Annotated in this window: 28 protein-coding genes and 1 riboswitch; of the genes, 6 read left to right on the top strand and 22 right to left on the bottom strand. The window is 35.9% G+C overall.

Features of this window, described 5'->3' with window-relative positions; translation table 11 throughout:
• Positions 1–100 precede the first annotated feature (100 nt).
• The 5 genes from ACJ2A9_RS21155 to ACJ2A9_RS21175 all read right to left on the bottom strand — a co-directional run bounded on the left by ACJ2A9_RS21155 (position 101) and on the right by ACJ2A9_RS21175 (position 4436).
• The gene (locus ACJ2A9_RS21155; protein ID WP_441423688.1) at positions 101–2671 is read right to left on the bottom strand and encodes an ATP-binding protein; all 2571 of its coding nucleotides are present in this window, start codon (positions 2669–2671) and stop codon (positions 101–103) included.
• On the bottom strand, positions 2668–3360 hold the full coding sequence (locus ACJ2A9_RS21160; RefSeq protein WP_441423689.1) for a M23 family metallopeptidase: 693 nt from the start codon (positions 3358–3360) through the stop codon (positions 2668–2670). The genes ACJ2A9_RS21155 and ACJ2A9_RS21160 overlap by 4 nt, the downstream gene beginning before the upstream one ends.
• 13 nt (positions 3361–3373) lie before the next feature.
• Entirely contained in the window at positions 3374–3718 is a 345-nt protein-coding gene (locus ACJ2A9_RS21165; RefSeq protein ID WP_441423690.1) for a glycosyltransferase, read from the bottom strand.
• A gap of 122 nt (positions 3719–3840) precedes the next feature.
• Positions 3841–4140: a hypothetical protein gene (locus ACJ2A9_RS21170; protein ID WP_441423691.1), complete on the bottom strand. Its 300-nt coding sequence runs from the start codon at positions 4138–4140 to the stop codon at positions 3841–3843.
• 143 nt (positions 4141–4283) lie between these two features.
• Entirely contained in the window at positions 4284–4436 is a 153-nt protein-coding gene (locus tag ACJ2A9_RS21175; protein WP_441423692.1) for a hypothetical protein, read from the bottom strand.
• A gap of 137 nt (positions 4437–4573) precedes the next feature.
• Between ACJ2A9_RS21175 and ACJ2A9_RS21180 the strand changes: the two genes are divergently transcribed.
• Together ACJ2A9_RS21180 and ACJ2A9_RS21185 are read left to right on the top strand one after the other, a co-directional pair.
• The gene (locus ACJ2A9_RS21180) at positions 4574–4765 is read left to right on the top strand and encodes a helix-turn-helix transcriptional regulator (protein ID WP_441423693.1); all 192 of its coding nucleotides are present in this window, start codon (positions 4574–4576) and stop codon (positions 4763–4765) included.
• 16 nt (positions 4766–4781) lie between these two features.
• On the top strand, positions 4782–4934 hold the full coding sequence (locus ACJ2A9_RS21185; RefSeq protein WP_441423694.1) for a hypothetical protein: 153 nt from the start codon (positions 4782–4784) through the stop codon (positions 4932–4934).
• Positions 4935–4967: 33 nt separating this feature from the next.
• On the opposite strand, the gene ACJ2A9_RS21190 is transcribed toward ACJ2A9_RS21185, so the two are convergent.
• A complete protein-coding gene (locus ACJ2A9_RS21190; RefSeq protein ID WP_441423695.1) occupies positions 4968–5345 on the bottom strand; it encodes a hypothetical protein in 378 nt (125 codons plus the stop codon).
• 131 nt (positions 5346–5476) lie between these two features.
• On the opposite strand from ACJ2A9_RS21190, the gene ACJ2A9_RS21195 reads away from it, so the two are divergent.
• From ACJ2A9_RS21195 to ACJ2A9_RS21205, 3 genes are all read left to right on the top strand, one after another.
• Positions 5477–5680, top strand: coding sequence for a hypothetical protein (locus tag ACJ2A9_RS21195; RefSeq protein WP_441423696.1), 204 nt, complete (start codon positions 5477–5479; stop codon positions 5678–5680).
• 148 nt (positions 5681–5828) lie between these two features.
• Positions 5829–6785, top strand: coding sequence for a hypothetical protein (locus tag ACJ2A9_RS21200; RefSeq protein WP_441423697.1), 957 nt, complete (start codon positions 5829–5831; stop codon positions 6783–6785).
• A 129-nt stretch (positions 6786–6914) separates the two neighbouring features.
• Positions 6915–7000, top strand: a riboswitch (cyclic di-GMP riboswitch).
• An 89-nt stretch (positions 7001–7089) separates the two neighbouring features.
• The gene (locus ACJ2A9_RS21205; RefSeq protein WP_441423698.1) at positions 7090–7407 is read left to right on the top strand and encodes a hypothetical protein; all 318 of its coding nucleotides are present in this window, start codon (positions 7090–7092) and stop codon (positions 7405–7407) included.
• Positions 7408–7435: 28 nt separating this feature from the next.
• On the opposite strand, the gene ACJ2A9_RS21210 is transcribed toward ACJ2A9_RS21205, so the two are convergent.
• On the bottom strand, positions 7436–8134 hold the full coding sequence (locus tag ACJ2A9_RS21210) for an N-acetylmuramoyl-L-alanine amidase (RefSeq protein ID WP_441423699.1): 699 nt from the start codon (positions 8132–8134) through the stop codon (positions 7436–7438).
• Positions 8131–8562 (bottom strand): phage holin family protein, encoded by a 432-nt coding sequence (locus ACJ2A9_RS21215; protein WP_441423700.1) that lies wholly within the window; start codon positions 8560–8562, stop codon positions 8131–8133. The genes ACJ2A9_RS21210 and ACJ2A9_RS21215 overlap by 4 nt, the downstream gene beginning before the upstream one ends.
• 161 nt (positions 8563–8723) lie before the next feature.
• Here ACJ2A9_RS21215 and ACJ2A9_RS21220 point away from each other — a divergent pair, with 161 nt between their 5' ends.
• Entirely contained in the window at positions 8724–9044 is a 321-nt protein-coding gene (locus tag ACJ2A9_RS21220; protein WP_441423701.1) for a hypothetical protein, read from the top strand.
• Between the two features lie 134 nt (positions 9045–9178).
• Here ACJ2A9_RS21220 and ACJ2A9_RS21225 read toward each other — a convergent pair whose 3' ends face one another.
• From ACJ2A9_RS21225 to ACJ2A9_RS21290, 14 genes are all read right to left on the bottom strand, one after another.
• Entirely contained in the window at positions 9179–10069 is an 891-nt protein-coding gene (locus tag ACJ2A9_RS21225; protein ID WP_441423702.1) for a hypothetical protein, read from the bottom strand.
• Between the two features lie 28 nt (positions 10070–10097).
• Positions 10098–10277: a hypothetical protein gene (locus ACJ2A9_RS21230; RefSeq protein ID WP_441423703.1), complete on the bottom strand. Its 180-nt coding sequence runs from the start codon at positions 10275–10277 to the stop codon at positions 10098–10100.
• A 116-nt stretch (positions 10278–10393) separates the two neighbouring features.
• The gene (locus ACJ2A9_RS21235) at positions 10394–10537 is read right to left on the bottom strand and encodes a hypothetical protein (RefSeq protein WP_441423704.1); all 144 of its coding nucleotides are present in this window, start codon (positions 10535–10537) and stop codon (positions 10394–10396) included.
• Positions 10538–10557: 20 nt separating this feature from the next.
• Positions 10558–10878, bottom strand: coding sequence for a hypothetical protein (locus tag ACJ2A9_RS21240; protein ID WP_441423705.1), 321 nt, complete (start codon positions 10876–10878; stop codon positions 10558–10560).
• Positions 10879–10892: 14 nt separating this feature from the next.
• Complete coding sequence (locus tag ACJ2A9_RS21245; protein ID WP_441423706.1) at positions 10893–11891, bottom strand: hypothetical protein; 999 nt, start codon at positions 11889–11891, stop codon at positions 10893–10895.
• Positions 11892–11893: 2 nt separating this feature from the next.
• Entirely contained in the window at positions 11894–12718 is an 825-nt protein-coding gene (locus ACJ2A9_RS21250; protein WP_441423707.1) for a phage tail-collar fiber domain-containing protein, read from the bottom strand.
• A 2-nt stretch (positions 12719–12720) separates the two neighbouring features.
• Positions 12721–13293 (bottom strand): phage tail protein I, encoded by a 573-nt coding sequence (locus ACJ2A9_RS21255; RefSeq protein WP_441423708.1) that lies wholly within the window; start codon positions 13291–13293, stop codon positions 12721–12723.
• On the bottom strand, positions 13293–14429 hold the full coding sequence (locus ACJ2A9_RS21260; RefSeq protein ID WP_441423709.1) for a baseplate assembly protein: 1137 nt from the start codon (positions 14427–14429) through the stop codon (positions 13293–13295). The genes ACJ2A9_RS21255 and ACJ2A9_RS21260 overlap by 1 nt, the downstream gene beginning before the upstream one ends.
• On the bottom strand, positions 14410–14727 hold the full coding sequence (locus tag ACJ2A9_RS21265) for a hypothetical protein (RefSeq protein WP_441423710.1): 318 nt from the start codon (positions 14725–14727) through the stop codon (positions 14410–14412). Before ACJ2A9_RS21265 ends, ACJ2A9_RS21260 begins: the two co-directional genes overlap by 20 nt.
• Positions 14727–15125: a phage tail protein gene (locus tag ACJ2A9_RS21270; RefSeq protein WP_441423711.1), complete on the bottom strand. Its 399-nt coding sequence runs from the start codon at positions 15123–15125 to the stop codon at positions 14727–14729. The genes ACJ2A9_RS21265 and ACJ2A9_RS21270 overlap by 1 nt, the downstream gene beginning before the upstream one ends.
• A complete protein-coding gene (locus ACJ2A9_RS21275) occupies positions 15122–15373 on the bottom strand; it encodes a hypothetical protein (protein WP_441423712.1) in 252 nt (83 codons plus the stop codon). Before ACJ2A9_RS21275 ends, ACJ2A9_RS21270 begins: the two co-directional genes overlap by 4 nt.
• Entirely contained in the window at positions 15373–16395 is a 1023-nt protein-coding gene (locus ACJ2A9_RS21280; protein WP_441423713.1) for a phage late control D family protein, read from the bottom strand. The genes ACJ2A9_RS21275 and ACJ2A9_RS21280 overlap by 1 nt, the downstream gene beginning before the upstream one ends.
• The gene (locus ACJ2A9_RS21285; RefSeq protein WP_441423714.1) at positions 16395–16601 is read right to left on the bottom strand and encodes a phage tail protein; all 207 of its coding nucleotides are present in this window, start codon (positions 16599–16601) and stop codon (positions 16395–16397) included. The genes ACJ2A9_RS21280 and ACJ2A9_RS21285 overlap by 1 nt, the downstream gene beginning before the upstream one ends.
• Positions 16602–16613: 12 nt before the next feature.
• Positions 16614–18578, bottom strand: a complete 1965-nt coding sequence (locus tag ACJ2A9_RS21290; protein ID WP_441423715.1) for a hypothetical protein — start codon at positions 18576–18578, stop codon at positions 16614–16616.
• Position 18579: the final 1 nt, after the last annotated feature.

Raw genomic sequence — 18579 nt, forward strand, 5'->3', positions numbered from 1 at the left:
TCAATTCAGATAGTCTTTTCTTTTCGCGTACTTATCAACACATAGGATGCCCGAACCGTTGATAAGTACGTAATTAAAAACCCTTATATACCAACGTTTATTATAATGCTTCTTGTAACTCATGCCAACTACGACCAAACATTCTTGCATGACGTTTCGTTAAAAATGAATTATCGTACTTCTTCTCTACTGGAGGTTTCATTTTACAAATAAAAGCATTCTGTATGCCCTTCCCTGCTCTCACAGAAACAATGGCGTGATGCACAGGCAAGCGAGAAGCGTCTTCTACTGTAATTGTAGGCTCAAGTCTATGTTTGGATAACTCGAAAGTTTTAGTGTGGTCATTTGCAAATAAGAACTGCTGCACTCCTCCACCTTGTAGATTTTCTTGTAAACTTTGCGGTAACTTGTTCCAGTGATGAAATGCATATAATGATCCGAAGCGTTCTTTTCTTCCCTCTGTTCCAATACGCCCCATAAGTTTAGTTAATCCCTCAGTTACATATTGCTCAGGCTCATTAAATACCATAAAACAACCATTTTTTTGATCTTCCTTGCTCATAAGCATTCTGGTCATAAATGTTTTGAGGGTTACCCAGTGTACCAGTGTTTTCGTTGCTAACTCACCGAGTTTGCGATTTGGGATCCGTATAATGATAACCTTTCCTTCTTTCATCCACTTTTCAAAATCAACTTCTTTTTTAGATGGCTGAGCAAAGATATCAAAAAGAGTATCATTACCAAAAAACATATCTAACCGGTTTAAAATAGCATCCGCTTTGCTTCCTAGCTCTTCATTTGTTCCCCAACTCTCAAGATCTTGAGCTAATCTAAAATTTCCTTCATCGATTAAACGATGTTTGATTTCCTCCCTAAAATTCTCATCTTCAATAATCCGTTTAATGTTATATAGTGATCCACCAGAAGCTTTAGCTGCTTCTCTTAAATATTTTTGTGAACGTGATAAACCTTCTAAGTTAATGAAATCAATCATCTCATCACCAAAACGAGAAGCACCTTTCCTTCCTAATTTAGCTATAACCTCTGTTAGATCCATCGGAACAATCCAATCCTCATCACCTAAATCAATATCGATCACTTTATCTGGTGGTAATGCATCACGTATCCCATCGGCCATCCCTCGTTCTCCTTCTTCCACAATTGCCTCTGGAATAACAGCGCTAATCCCATGATTTAAACACCCATCAACTACCCAATTTTTAATGGCAGTATCTTTTCCGGCTCCTTGACCTCCGATGAACACATAACCTCTATAAAATGTATCAGGATTTGTGACGGGCATAAATATTTGTATTTTGGCATCTTTAAACTCAGCAACTCCAAGTGGGATGCCGCTCTTTAATGTCATGATTTTAGGTATATCAACCTCAACTTTCTTTTTCACGCTTAAAGCATCATCATAACGTCTTTGCAACTCACTAGTTGGCATTTGGAGCGCTAGCTTATTCATTTCATCTGTTCCAATTAGGTTTACATCTGTATCATATTTTGTTTGTTTAGAGAGTCTTAATTCGTTTATCTCTTTAATCGCTCTTATTCTTTTTCCGTTAACTGTAATTTTAATACCATGTAACTCGTTATCCTCTGCGATTTCCCCCATAGATAAAGCTAATGTTTCTCCTAATGTTTCCCTAGTTAATTTATCCTTACTATGTGCTGCAACTCGAATACGACTTTTAAAAACAGGTTGATTGATCTTATCTCTATTTTTCATTCGTGCGGCATCGATCTCGTCTTCTAGACTGTATGCCTTTTCTATAATCTTATCTTTCTTAAAATCCTTATCTGATTTGAATAACACATTTGAGAAAGCTTGGAATGTATCAACTAAAAGTGAGTTTATTTCATTAATAACCCCAGCTACACCTGTTTTAACGTATTTACTCACCTTTTTTCCGCTCATATTAGCACGTTGAGGTACTTTACCTTTACTCATCTTTTCCATAGCCCATTGAGCATTCTTTACCCATTTTTGACGATTTTCAGCCTCATTGCATATGCTAAGTCTAGCAACATCACCATCATATTGAAGCTCATCAACTGTATTTAGAATCGATGCTATAGGAGTCTTACTTTCATTAGAGTTTGTGTTCATCGAAAAAATATCGTGCTTTAAATATTTTAGTTCTTGAACTACTGTATTTGTTTCGGGGATCTTTAAGTTGTTGATAGAGGATTCTTTTATTGTCACGTTCATTTTGTTTGCTAATTTTCTTTTTAATTTGAGAGCTTGATATTCAGATGTAGAAACATAAAATTCAATTTTCTTTTCCTCTTTAATTTGCTTAAACACTACATCAAACCAAAAGTAATCCTTTTCTCTAAATGTAAACTTAAATCCATTACGTTCTAGCCTCGATCCAGGACTTTCATACATTTCATACATCTTATAAATAGCTCTCCATAATCGTTTATTGTTATTGGTTACTCCGCTATGTGGGATAATGCGGTAAGTGACCATTTTGTTTTTCTCTACTTTGAAAAAATCTCCCCATTTAATTGATTTTAGGGCACGATTATACCAAGGGTATTTCCAATCAGTTACAACCTTTATTGGTCTACGTGGTCTGGAAGGGCCTGGCAAATTATTTTTACGTACAACTGGCACATTACTATTTTCATTAACTAAGGTAAAATTAACCTCTTTCAAGCCTTCACCCCCGTTAATATTGCCAAAGCTAAAATTAATAACCCTGCATAAATACCAAGCGGTTTCATCATTCCACCTTTACCGATCATCGAAAACAAAATAACGAAAGCACCAGCTGCCATTGTCGTATATCCCATAATGTCTGGTAAATTTACAATTATCCAATTCCAAGTATCAATTGATACCTGTTTCAAAAAGTCTCCAAGTGGTTTAAAAACAAATTCAACTTCTTTACCAACAACCCAATCAGAAAATGCATTAAATTTTTCTAAAAAGAAATTGCTTTTTTCTGCTTCAATATTGCCAGTAATTGCATTAATTCCGTCTGCATATGGAGTAGGATCAATATATTTTCCGTCCGGTGATTGCAAACTAAAATGGAGATGGGCCCCTGAACTATTCCCAGTGTTACCCGAATAGCCAATTGTGTCCATGAAATTTAATTTCTGGCCTTTTTCTACTGTGATTTCTGACATGTGCCCATACACAGCCCTTGATCCATCTTGAAGTTTTAAAACAACACCTTTACCTGCATTTTGCGATCCATAATCAAATACTTTTTCAACGATGGCATTTCCAACACTTCTTAGTTCTGTTCCTTCTGGCATGGCTAGATCAATACCAGTGTGAGCTCTTCCACCGCGGATCTCTGCAACCTCTTCAAACTTCCCGGTCAGTATAAATTTCATGGTACCTCCTCCCCTATATAGACTTTAAGAAATCACGAATATCAACAGCATGACGGGCCAAAATATAACCAATACAAACTCCGATCAGTATCTCAATTGCTTTCGTCCGATGTCCTAAACCCCAAGCAGCACCAGCAAAGATTATGACAAGTACTACACCTGAATCAAACATATTCATGATGGCACTGTGTACATTTCCAAACGTACCATCTACACTTGCAGCAAAAACTGCATTCGGCACTAATATAACGGCGCCAGCACTTGAAGCGGTTAATATTTTAATTTCCGTATTCACCTTTGGCTTCTTCCAATCTCCGTTCATAAAGTTCTTAAAATTTATCGTTTCCGTTTTACGCATTACAATCACTCCTTGAATATTTGATTAAACAAACGAACATAATACAATTAAACCTAATTAGGAGGTTAGAGATATGCATATTGCAATTGCTATTGCAGCTGGCTATGCAATTGGCTCCCTTGTTAACGTTTTGGTTGGTTAGGAATAAATACATGCGGCTTAGTATTTTTACTAGGTCGCTTTTTGTGTTGTTCCAGACGTTCCGCTACTGATAATTTCTTTTCAACTGGTTTTTCATTTACTGCAACATCTGATTCCTCTATATTAGTTTCTTGATAATTTTTTCTCTCTATATCATCTAGGATTAACTTTTTTACATATCCACTGAAATTCTTTCGCCTCTTAATTGCTTTCAAGATTTTCTCGTCATCTGGATTAGTAACAATAAAACCGACCGATTTTATAATTTTGTTTTTACTCAATATGATCACCTCATTGGTTATTAACGTTATTAACAAAATTAAATAAATGGGTACTTGCAATTTTTACAACACTCCTGCATAAGTTATTAACACAACGTGTTAGTAACTTTTTTCGGCAGCCGCTTAGGATCCCTAGGCGGTTTCTATTTTTGTCGTTGCAACATATCACGTTCAATCAGCCTCTTAATATAATTGCTAAAATTAGTTTTTTGAGCGACATAATCAAAAATTTGTTTTTGGTCATCATCCGCTACGTTAAAACACACTTGCTTTCTTTTTAAGATAACCTTTTCCATTACCTTTACCTCCCTGTGTAAGTGGTTAATTACTTAATTCACTTTATGGGCTAATGCCTGTACAGTTGCCTGTCCACGTGAAAATATTTTAAAGGAATTCAAACTATGCTTGTAGAATGGAAACTTTGGTGATGAAAATGAAAAAAATTGAACATTTACTAATTGATTTAGATAAAAATAAAGGGTGGTTAGCTAAAGAAGCTAAAATAGCACCTGGAACACTATCTAATATTTTGAAAGGTGCCACTCCTACTTTGCCAGTTGCTCTAAGAATCGCTAAAGTATTAGGCACAACTGTGGAAGATTTATGGGGGCATTTAATTCAGTAGTAAAAGGAGGATAAAAATGAGCATTAATAAGTTCAGAAGTTTTCTCTACAAGTTGGCTAAAATTTTAGGAGACGTCAATGCAGTTAAGAAAGGAAAGGTAGGAAAGAGGATCGGTAGGCGAGTAGCAGGTAAAGCTACTGGTAAAGCCCTGAGAAAGTTGTTTAAATAGCCCCCACAATAGTGAGGGCTTTTTAATATCCCCTTAATACCTAATTAAACATGCGTTTTCAAATGAAATAATCTCTTTAATCAATTCATAACACTCAACTAAAAATTGGAACTCTTTATCAGTGATAGGCTTCATGTGGCATATTGCATTACGGATATCTTTTAATTTGTAGAGTTTTTTATTTGTGTGGGTATCGATATGAGGGAAAACTCTGGGGTACTTTACGAAGTATCTTATCAATCCAACGTAGGTGGCTTTATCAAAATTACCTTCTTGATCTATATACCTCCTCCAGCTACCACCATAATAATCTTGGAAACAATCAACAATGTGATGTACGATATTGATTTCGATATCGTACAGTAATGCATAACCTAGAACCATTAATTCTTTATCATCTTTCCAGTCCAATAGCAAACTCCTCCTTTCATTTTCGATAATATTCTACACATTTATCTGATTTCCTTTAGAATTTTATAAATGGTAATAAATTATTTTATCACTTATAATAAGAACAAACGTTTCTAAAATGAGGTGTGGATATGAGATATAAATTACTGGATTTTAGATGGTCTGCTGCACAAAGGAAATTCTCAGTTATGGATTTTAAAGAAGGAAGGATTATTAATTTTACGGAAGATGCTTTGATGGAGCATAAGCTAGACGAAGATCTGATTGAATACATGAGGTCGATCTGGAAGAGTCATATTGTTTCAGGACTTCATGAGTATAAAGGGAAACATTAAAGTTCACCAATAGGATAATATTTTATCAATTAAGTCAATAAATATTCAATTCTTACTCATGTCTTGTTTTGTCGAATCTATACTCCTTTATTACCAAAACTTGTATAATTCAATTGATATAAAAAAATGGTAAAAAGGGGGAGATTTTGTGTTTGGTTTGTTTTTCTTTTTATTTTTCATTTCTTTAATAGGTCTTATAGTGGGTCTAATTAAGCCAAATATTCTTAAAATGGAAGGGCGTAAGAAAGTTTTTAAAGTACTAGGTGCTTCGACGCTCGTGTTTTTTATTATTTCTGTAATTGTAGTTCCTGAAACTACTGAGGAAACAATTGCTGAGATCGATGAGCCAGAAATAGAGGAACCTGTTGAGGAAGTTGAAGAAGAAGTCCAAGAGCCTGAGGAAGAAGTGCAACCACTGGAATTGGAAGGTGAATTATCGGTAAAAAATACCGATGGACAAATTACTTTAACTGTAAATACTAATGCTCCAGACGGATCTATTTTTGAACTATCCGTGCTGAATACAGAATTTGATGTTGAAAGTGATTTTGTAGAAGTCAAAAATGGTATTGCTGAGGTAACATTTGATATATCTAGCTGGAATTATGGGTATATTTCGGCAATGGCCAGCTTTCCATTCAACTTCGAAGATAATCCACAACCTGATCATATCAAAGAAATATACGGTGAAACAGGAGAAAAAATGGAGGGTACTCTAGCTGTTGAAAATCATCTGAATGGTAAAAATGGCAACTTTGAATCAGTAACTTTGGCTTATCCCGATGAAGAAACACTTGCTGCAAAATCAAAAGAATTATTCAATGAAGCAATCGAAGAAATGAAAACCTTATCTGAAGGTGTCATTGTTGATATTAAGCCAGCCTTAGGTGATTGGAAGATTGTTGATGTTATAGTAAGTGATGCGTGGTATTATTCTCAGGATTACGAAAAAGAAAGATTTGCAGAACAAATAGGTGGCCTTGTTGAGAAAATGGTCTTAAATACAGGTCAAGCAGAAGGATCAATTCAAGTTTACTTTAAAGATTCTTACGGTAAAGATGTTGCTAAACCTAAACTGTTTGGTGGCTATGATATAAAAAATTAAACATAATATGGGGCCCCTACGAAAGTGAGGGCTTTTTCTTGTGCTTTAGGGCTTCCGGCTGCTCTCCATAACATGGTCCACATTTTCTTATCTTTACTAAACGGAAGTTTTTCGTTATAATTCTACAAGATTTGCAAAAGGCAAACTTATTGAAAAATAAGGACGCAAAGCTATAGGAACTAAAGGCTGTTAGCCCATGTTAGCCAGCTGCCAAATGAAAATAAACTCCTTTAGAAACTTACCTAACCTAGAAAATTTGGTTTTCATATGGCGCTATTAAATTTTAAAGGAGTAATGCTAAGCAATGAAATTACAAGAACCCGAACTTAAGTGTGCATTAATTCAATTTGAATCATTAATGCGTGAACTCCCCGATAGAAGGGAGTCTTTACCCCAATTCAAAAAATTTATTCTCTTTTTTCTACGTATTAAGACGAGATCTGTTCCACTACCTACTTCAGAAATTATGTCTATCCTTAAACGTGAAAAACCAACATTATTTTCTATAATGCGAAGAGAGTTAAGTAACAATCTTATTTTTAATATAATTACTCATATTGATGCGGAATATTGGGGTGCAAAGAAAAGATTAAATGAATTACTACAAAAACTTAAAAGTTAAGCCCCCACACTAGTGAGGGCTTTTCATTTTACTTCTTTTGACCGTATCGGTGAAGCATTGTAATAAATTCTTCTCTAGTTAGTAGATCCTTAGGACGTGTACCGTCTGTGATGCCTTCTTTAGTTGCCCATTCCCAAGATGATTTAGCCCAATTACTAACTGTTTGATCTTTACTCACTTGAACACCCTCCTTTCTCTTTAACCCAAATACTTGTACTAATCCATTTACATGACCTTGTGCTGCTTTCTTTAAAAACTCAGGTTCTTTTAATTTTTTTGCTGAGGGTGCATGATCTATAAACAGAGTTTCAGTTAGAGTTGCTGGCATCTTTGTTGCTGTAGTAACAATATGATTTGCCCGTTTTTTTCCTCTGTCATTAACTCCTATTTCTTTTAGAATCGCTGCGTGAATAACATTTTGATACGCTATTGATTTAGTTGAAGCATTTTGAGATATAAATGATTCAAATCCATCTCCTCCTCCACCATTTAAATGAATCGAACAAAAGAAATCTGCTCCCCAAACATTTGCCATTCTCGCCCTTTCAGTGAGCTCAATAAAACGATCATCTTCACGACTTAGGCGGATTTCCACACCTTCATACTCACTAAGCATTTCCTTTATATGTTTAGAAATTGTTAATACTAAATCTTTTTCTTTTAATCCATTAGCTACTGCTCCCGGATCGCGGCCGCCGTGACCAGGATCGATAAAAACTTTAATCATTCCTTATCATCCTTCCTGTTATTTTTTTCATTGTGATTCACCATTTGTTCAAAACGTTGAGAAAGGAAAGCTGGGAATTTTACTCCTAACTTGTTCATGTTTTCTAAAATCGAAATACCTTCTGTTCCAATTAGAAAGAAAATCATTGCATTTCTTAAAAAACCACTCTCACTACCAGAAATCACATCTAATTGATTTGCTACAATAACTAGTGATATCATTGCACCCTTCTTCATTAAACCTTTGAATGCCCTTTTGGAACTTGTTTTTTCTTTCCCCCAACCAGCACCTACCCCGGTGGCAAAGTCTACCGCCATAATAATACCAAGTGCTATTATTAGATTATCTATTCCCCCTAATAAAAAGGCAGCGCCAGCAAATGCGCCACCAGTAATGTAGGTATATAGTGTATCTGTTTGATATTTCATGACCTCTCCCCTTCCAAAATAAAAAGAGCCCCAAAAGGACTCTATTGTACAAGATATTTTTTATGTTGTTCGCGTTTTTTCTTTTCATAAATTCTTAAATTAACATAAGATTTCTTCTTTGATCATATATTCCATGTATCAAATACTAAGGAGTGTTGCTCATGGATGAGATAAAAACATTGTTCCCGAAAGATATTGACCCGGAAAATGATATATACCTTGGTGAGACAAGTGTTCAAATCAAAGGCTTTCATGATGGTTATCCTAGTATCCATTTAGTCAAGTCATATATAAAACGTGTAGATAATTCTGAACATTTTTATCACATTTTTGAACATAAAACAGGTACTTCGGCTATGAACTACGGCCCTAGACAATATGAGCAAGTTGCTAATTACCTCGACATATCTGATTATTGGACCATCTTTTATAAAGATGACACATCGATGATGCCTATTAATAAGTCGTGGAGATACGAATAAAAACTAATCAGAGCCAGGAACGTATTACGTTTCAAAGGCTCTTTTGGTTTTTTAATATTTACTATCTAACCTGCACATAATGTTCCAAATTAAAAAAGCACCTGAATTGTTAGGTGCTTAAAGGTCTGTAACAATTACTTACTTCTAAAAAATAAACCTTCTGTATGACCTTGTTTTTTTCTATAGTTATCTACACCTTCAATAAAATGAAAAATAGAATCTACAACAGTTTTATAAACCGTCAACGCCTCATCTTTTGTAGCAGTAACTTTAGTTCCATGCGCTATTCCATTTCTCCATTTTAGAGCTTTTCTTTCCCAATCTTTCCATGATGCTGAAGAAGCCAATTTTACTTCAAATAAGTTATTCATTAAAGGATTAACTTTAACAGGAATTTCTGTTGCTACTAGCAATCTGGAGATACTATCTTTATCCAATCCGATTTCCGAATAACCTATTGTTAATGTTGAATCGACATATGCCTCTAATGCTATTTCGGATAGCAAAATACTTGTAAGATACTCCCCGGAACGAAGTTGATCGAATGCGTATTGAAGTAAGTGTAGCCAGGGTACCTCATAATCTTCTGATTTAAAGTGAATCATTGCCATTACTTTACCTTGATCACCAACAATTGAAGGGTCACTATCATTAGCTAACGAAGTAAATAAATTAAAGCCGTTATTTGTAATATCAGTTGCACCTGAAACAAATGGGCCCATTGGGAACAGCATTATTTTATAAATTTTTTTGATATCTTCAGGTAAATGAACATAAGCAGAATAGCCAATTTTAATATCAACCATAAGACTATATGCATTATTTGCTAGAAAGAAATTCGGTGTTATATGATCTTCCACTTTTTTTAACCCATTCTTTATACCCTCATATATGGTGAATTCACTTTTACATTCTGGATCTTGGCAAATGATTTTTTCTTTAATTAAATCCTCTTCTGAAACTGACCAACCTCTTGAGCATTTATTACATTGAATCATAAATGCTCCAAATTTTGAACGATCCATATATTCCCCCACCTATAATAATTATTAACTAAGATTCCACTTCAATTTCATTTCCACAATTTGAGCAAACGAAATAAATAGATTGGTATGGGTAAGAACCAAATACCGTAGTAGATAATTTAGATTCATCTTTATCCTTTAGGTAATCTTCTTTTAAAATCATTTGTTCATTGCATTCAAGACAAATTATACTAAAGCCTTTTTTCATTTTAATCATCCTTTTCAGAATTATAACACAGAGGGGGATATTGGAAATAGTCCATAAAAAATACACCTACTCTGAAAGTGGTGTTTGCTGCACATAATCTTCCTGAAGTGCATTAACTAAGCGCAATTTCTTTCCGTATTCTTGATTTGTTCGCCTTGCTCTACAGTAATATATCTGCGTTCAACTGCTTTATCGATATCTTCCTCATTTGCCCTGCACTCGTTCCATTGTCTTAAAAAGAAGTTGTAATATACGCTCATAATATACCCTCCTATCGTTCCTATCGAAATAATAATTCCATGATAATCATGTCTTGCTCGGCTTGTGATTGTTTTAGCGACTCGTTTTCTTGTTTTAATAATTTGACTTCTTCTTGTTCCGATAAAGATCTTTCCTCATACTCATACCACAATTCTTTATTCTCTGAATCACCTTTCAATATCGCCACTTTTCCGACTTGTTCAATAGGTTCTGGAATATTTTCTACAAAAAAACCTTCTTTTTCTAACTCTTCTTTACTTTTGTTTAAACCGTACTCGGGGTGAAAAGGCATGTGATGTTCATTCGCACGACCAAATTCATTAATTCTAATATAAATCATTACTATGCACTCCTTTAAATTAAATCCAATTTTGAATAATAAATATTAGGCGAACCGATAATATTCTGTTCTTTAATGTTTATTGCCGACAATGATATAGAACCAATACCATTAAATCCAGTAGACGCAATAAAAACATCATTATTAGACACATCGTGAAATCTTATTGCATTACTATATAAGATTAGAAGGTTTTTACTGACTTTGTCGTAGATCAAGTTATCCGCGCCACCATTAATTGATGTCGTTCTTATTTGCCCTAGTGTACTTTTAGAATAAACTCTAAAAAGATTATTTCCGGTGTCATTTAAGTACAGTTCATTTTCTCCTACCGCTAAACCTTGAGCAAAAAAAGAACTACCGCTCGCAAATTCAAATACACTTGAACTAATTGTGTCCCATCTTATCCTCACAATTGGTCCGTTAGTATCACCACTTTTAATATAAATGTAATTGCCATCCATATGCGCTTGTCTAGTTGCATAAGAAGTATAAGTAAAACTGGGGCCATTAACTGTGTAAATAATTGTGCTAGTCTCATAATTTATACACCTAATAGCGTTATTACTATAAAGTATATAAATAAGTTCATCTTTAAACCATGCAAAAACAGGGAAGCCTATATTGGTTGTAGTTAAAGAGGTGTGACTCGCTAAATTTTTATTTATTTTATGAACTCTAGCATTTTCTATAATGTAATAATTCCCTTGTTCGTCAGTTGTTGCTACTTTGGGCGCAGATTGTTGTGGCGCACTAACGAATGTAATATTATAACTGCCGATCCCTACCCCTCTTTCATTTCTAAAAGATAGTTGATGGGTAGTGGTCGTTGAAGCGTTGCCACTACTAAAAAAATGCCCGTTCGGTAGTGATGAATTAATGAAATGCGCCGCTGCTCCTGAAGGTACAGAAATAAAAGGAGACACATAATAAAAGCTAGTTTTAGCCGTTGGTATGTTTTTTCTTTTTCCACCTCCACCAAAACTACCGCCATGTTCTCGAATATCAATCATGTCTACACCTCACTTACTAAAACACCATCAGCATCATACGTCAAAGTACGGGTACTTGTTTTTTCAATCGTAGTACCATTTAATCCGTAATAGGTGATTGTTCTTGTAGTATACTGTGGAGACGTTCCACCACTTAGAACAGATTTGATTGCTAGTGTGTTATCGTTTCTTCTGTACTCAACCATTGTAAAAATACCCTCTGAATCTTTACTACTTTTGTAAACTTTATAGTCTGTTTGTTCTACTTTTTTTCTAGTTCCGTCTGTTGTTTCTTTAGCGTTCCAAGTTGTGCGTTCTTCTGATGTAATATGCTGAATATCATCGGCCAAATGCGTAGTAACTTTATTGTCTACTTCTTGCAATTCAGCCTCTGTTACATATAATAAAGAGCTATCAATTGTTGCCGTTACATTAACGGCATTGCCTACCAAAGTTTGTACATCAATACTCTTTTCAATGATGTCACTACCATCACCCGCTGGTATATATTCAGCAAGAGCTCCAGCATTAGCATAACAATATAGGATTTCACCAGCGTCCGGGTCTTGAGCAAACACCCCAATTTCACGCCAATAAAATCCTGAATTCATTTCCTGATTGGATAGTACTGTACCTATAACAGCCCTACCACCACTCATTATTTTTAATTTTGTAATAGGTAGTGATTTCTTTTCATTTTTTAACGCATTTAATTCCAATATAGATGATGATCCCAACTCTCCATCACCTAAAGCTATTCGTGTGTAATTTAGCTGCACACCCGTTTGGGCTTTTGACTGTAGCGTTTTTCCTCGATTAGTCAAAGTTAAACCACCAAAAGCACTCATCGTTATTCACCTACCTGTTTATATGTTTCATAACTTCCTACATGCAGAAAACCACCGTAATAAATGTCCATCTGTTCTGTTTGCAAGATGATGACACTGTCGAGATGCGACCTTCTATTCTTTACTGTATTTAAAGCCCGAACGAATTCTTCAGCACGTTCATTTGTGACTGATTTATTAGTGGTGACAACTCTAAATGTATAAGGATCGCCACCATATTCAAACCACTCAGTCACTTCTCCTTCGTCAAAAAGAGTCTCAATGAGTATTTCAACTGCTTTAGGCGTCCCTTTAATTTGGTGGAGATAAACTGATTCTTGTACTAGCTTTCTTTTTGTGTCGATATCTAATGATTGATCATAAAAATCAACGTGAAGGAAATATGCTAAGTGATCTAGGATATCTTCACACATGCTATTTACTCGAGGTAACATGATAAGTTTTTCAACATCATCAACAATAGCTAAAAACCCTGAATCAACTGCCTTAGATGCAGCAATGATATCAGGGTTTGATCGTAAATTTTCTGGCAACAATTCTATAAGAGGTAACTCATAAATGGTCCTATTGCTCATTATTCGAGGCCTCCATACGTAATGGTTTTTATACCCACGATAGCTATCTCATCGTCATTAATTACAGTAAAAAGAGGGGAAGGTATTTCTGCTCGTTTACCTCCAGCTAATACGATTTGTGCCATTAATTCAGAAGGGTTTACATCACGACCAATTTTTGAACGCTGCCATGTTACATAATCATCAATTGCAGATTCGATTTTCGCTTTCATTTCTTCTTCCTTATCAGCATCGGAAGAGCGGATATAGTAGATTACATCTAAATCATACGTAACAGTATTTGGTGCTCCGACTTGAACGTTGTCAGTTAGTGGTCTTTTATCCTTTGCACTTAAATGCTTATCTAAATCTTCAAGAAACGTTGTCGAAGGGAGTTCACCATTATTTAATAATACCCGAATATCAACTACACCTGCGTTTGGTGATGTGATTAAAATATCTTGAATAAGCGGGCTAAACTGTCGTGCAAAATACTCATATGCACCTGTTGGCCCTGCTGAACTAAATCCCTCTGGAGCTAAGTGGATTCTATTACTAAAACTCTCATCGCTTTCTACATCCACTCCCCCTTGGCTTTCCTCAACATTCTCTACACTTTCTATCCAAGGTAGTGGATCAACAAGTATGTTAATTTGTCCTGGTAAGAATCCATTACCGATGGTGCCGGCTTGGGTACACTCGGTTGTAAATTCAACTTCCGTAGCACCGGCTGGAACAATAACATCATCAGTAGGAATGAAATAAATCTCGCCACCAGGACTTGAACGTGTTCCTGCGTTTATAATCTCATTAGTAGAGCGAGGCATACTTAAATTAAATTTCATTTTTACTTTAGATGGTGCGGATTGAAACCGTTCTGTTCTTGAAAATGCCGCCAAACCTTCAAGGTTATCCCCACGACTGTACTTCAATAAATTTTGCTTAGCTGCATCCTCGATCATGATCCTTAATTGCATTTCCCTTAAAGCCTGAGAGTACAAGAAAATACGAATAGGGTCACCAGGACGTAATATTTTTCGTTGTCCAGTTTGTTCAAAATAAGCTTGTTCGTATCCGGATATCATGTCATTTAAAATTTGGTTAATATCCTTTTCAGTAAAACTGACTTCAGGTAAATCACTCAGCTTCAATGTCAATTCTAATCACCACCCTCGGAACTAACTTGCCTGTGTTTACATCTGTATGAAAAAAAACCTCGTCTACTGTTGCACGAGGTTCAAAACGCCTAGTCTTATCTGTATATTCTACTATTAAACGGCCTTGGGCTATCGGGATAGGTTCATCGATAAAGTCTGTATTAATACCAAACTCACGATCAAATGGAACGGTACCTTCAGGAGTTGTATAAAGGACTTTTAAATTTTGATAAACCTCATCGATTCCTATTGCTGAAAAGTTAATAACTTCAACATTAACTGCTTTATAGTCAATCATCACAGCACCTCTACATACTCTTCAAGTTCTATGTCTACTTTGCCTGAAAATACTTCACCCTTATTCAATACAACGTCCCACATCTGCGATACACTCTTAACCACCCATTTGCTTACACCTAAGCCTTTATTTCCGATAACTAATGTTTCTGCCAAACCATCGCGCTCTTTAATAAGCCAACGTTCCATTTCGTGCCGTGGTTTAACACCGTGGTTACCATTTAATGTAATGGTAAATGATATAGTATCAAGACCCGGTCCAATGCGTTCAGTAACCGGCCTTCTGCCTATTAACTCATGCGATACCCACCTACCAGAAGAATTTCGTTGAAACCCTGCAAAAGTAAGAATGCGTTTGTCATTCGCTTCAAAAACAATATCACCAAAAAAACCGATCATGAGGAACCACCCTCTCTAAATCCACCAAGGCAAAACCCATCTTTAATTGCATTACCTAAAAATACACAAACTACTTGCTGACCTACTATAGGCATTGGGGAACTATTAAGCACTGGAAGGTCATTACTAATAGAATTATCTCGATCTTCAAACAACACCCTTACAGTACCCATGTTCATGTTAATGCTATTTACTTGTCCAACTTTAATAATATTTCGAACAAGAGCAAGGGTAGTTTTATCATCCATTAATATCCCTCCAGTACTTTTCGCACCTCGATGTCTGTCACATATCCTGAGCCTATTGAATGTGTTGATTTCTCAACAAAATACTTACCATCAAATTTGCCGAAACCTTTCAAGTTAACACATGTAGCACCAAGAATCTCTACGTTACCAATTACCGAAAGGTTTCCCGTTACCTCTTTTTTATTAAGATTTCGTAATGTACGCTTGGCTAACTTCATTGCCTCAGCACGTGATTCAACCTTTTTATTAAGTTGATAAATTTTATGGATTTTAGGTTTATAATTCGGAGCTTTATATAGATATTCTATTGTCTTTTTTGTCTTAGTGTCTCGAAATTTAACATTTACACCTGCATAGCAAGTATCAGCTAATGAAGACTTAAAAGAGTAATGGAGTGTATTTTTACTCCACTCTTGGATCATGGCCACAGCATTTCGCTTTTCGAATTCTTGTTCATCAAAAATGACAAGCTTTTTGTCTGTCACTTTCATTGCAAGACCTTCCTCTTCACACAATGCAGAAAGGAAGGACGAATCCGTTGTTTCAGTCTGTTCTACACTCGAAAACCTCGGGTTGTTATTACCAATATATTGTAATGTTAAACCTGCTCTTTTAGCTATATCGCTTGCGATTTGTTTGAGTGTTATGCTATTCCAAGTTCGACTTTTATCAGTTTGGGAAAAGTCGGTGAACAATGGAGAAGAAATAGCGCGAATTGTCACTTCACTGGGGCGCCCACTAAATTCTGGTTCATCCACAAAAAAACGACCACAAGGTAATTTTTGTGTGTCGCCATTTTTCCTCCAATTTAATGTATGAATAACAGGAGTAATTACATCTCCTTTTTCAGGGAACCAATCATTTATCCATTTCTTTTTCTCGTCTTTAAGTGTGAGACTAATATCATCTGATTCTCCTGATGCATTATCTGTGTAGACGAAATTTTTTAGATCCTTACTAACTTCTTTTGTTATATCAATACTTTCATATTCAACTGAAACACTAGAGCGACGTGATAACATTAACTGTCACCCCGTTTCCAAGGAGGAAGGTGGGTCGATTGTTGTTCTGAGGGCTCTGGGATTGTAAGTTTTACACCCGATTCAAAGATAACTATGTGAGCATAATCAATATTAGCCTCAATAATAATCCCTGCTAATTTTTCATCGTTAAGTTTTTCTAAAGCTATCTTATCAAACGTGTCCCCAGAATTTGTTGTATAAATCAAATCCCCCACCTCCTAAAGTTTCTTACGGTTACGTTCGGATTCAAACTTTTTCATCCATTGTTTGAATTTGTTGTAACCTTGATCTAAAGCCTGATCTATTGTTTGTTTGTCTGTATTACCATGAATTACAATTTGCGGACTATATACAACTTGAAGTGATTGATCATTACTACCTGGCATATTCAAAAGTGATTTAAGTTTTGAGAGCGGCAAAACTGCTTCTTGTTCTGCACCCTCACCAATCATCGCTAGCGTAGGTCCAGTAGTGATACCACCTTGAGCAAGCATCGGAATTCTACCCATGCTAACTGTAGGTATATTAGGTATACCATATTCATTGCCCCCATATTTCGGTACCCAATCAGGGATTTTTACACTAGGCATTTTATTTACAGCATTAGCTGCCCCATTTATCATTCCTTCAAAGGCTCCAATAATTCCATTAATAAAACTAATTATTCCGTTTGCAGAAGTTCTAGCTACAGATTTCATCCCTTCCCACGCTTGACCAAATCTTTCTTTAACAGTATCAAAATTTTTGTAAAGTGAGATGCCTGCTGCAATTAAGATCCCAATAGGTCCAGCTGCCAAAGCTAGCATTGGGTTATCAAGTAACTTTTGCCATAATTGTGCTGCCTTCTCTTTTACCCAATCAAAATTTTTCACTAGTAAGTAAATGCCAGCTACGAGAGCGATAACACCAGCAACTACCCAAGTCATCGGATTCATAAGCATCGCTGCATTTAACCCCAACATTGATAATCTGGCGGCTACAGTTGCCGCTTTAAAACCTTTTAAAAGTGTGGTGACCGTTTGTGTTACTGACATAGCTATCATTGCCAATTTCAAACTACCTAGTGCAATTGCAGCTCCAATAACAATTGGTTTAATGGTCGACCAATTATCTTTAACTAGATTGTAAAAATCCAATCCTTTATTAATTAATTCAACAATCATATCCCTAGCTAGTGGAATTCCTTCATTACTAAGCCATGAAATATAGGGTTGAGCGTTATTAAAAGCATTCTTAAGAACTTCACCTAGATCGTACCCTAATTGGCGTACTCGTTCTATAGTTGGTTGGTTGTCTCTTATTGCCGATTGAATTCCATTAAAAGCCTGCATTCCTTTTTCTCCAACCCAACTAAGTACATTACCTGCTACACTCATTGAAGTTTTCACTGTTTTTTGAAGGGCAGGTAATTTAGACATGCCCATATCTAAAAATTTTTGCATTGTAGGGAGTACACCTGCAGCAATAGTATTAAATAAACCACCCATTGCCCTTTTGGCCTGGTCCATGGTATCAGTCCACAAGATTGCAGCATCAACAGCATCATCTCCAACAACAATCCCTAATTCATGGGCTTTCTGTTTCATTTCATCAACACTACCTGCTGCACCGTTAAGTAATGGCATAAGCTCTTGTCCGGCCTTACCGAGCAATTCTGTTGCTAATCGAGCCTTTTCTGAACCGTCTTCCATTTCTTGTAAGGCAACAACAGTCTCCTCAAACATTTGCTCTTGAGTTTTTAAAGCTCCTGTACTATCGTATGCAGAAAGCTCGAGTGTTTTAAAAGCATCTGCACCTTTTCCAGTTCCTCTTGTGGCTTCCTCCATTCGTTGATTTAATGTTTTAAGTCCTGTTTGCATTTTTTCAATATCGGTTCCACTCTGAGAAAGGATAAATTCCCACTCTTGAAAAGCTTGGCGGCTTAATCCTATCTTTTGGCTTAACTTATCAATTCTATCACCAGTAGCGGCAAATTTATTTGCCATTGCTCCAGCTGCACCTACTACGGCTGCGCCAGCAACTGCTAAACCCGCTGCCATCTTTGCGCTGGTTTTAATAACATTACCGATATTTTTTTTCATATTACCTAATTGTTTACTAGCATCTCCAAATGCTTTTTTCACAGATGGGTTAAGTTTGGCGCCAAGTTGAAAGGCGATCTCAAAATTTTTCTTGCTACTCATT

It is taken from the genome of Anaerobacillus sp. MEB173 (genome assembly GCF_052119505.1).
Lineage (GTDB): Bacteria > Bacillota > Bacilli > Bacillales > JBJMAU01 > JBJMAU01.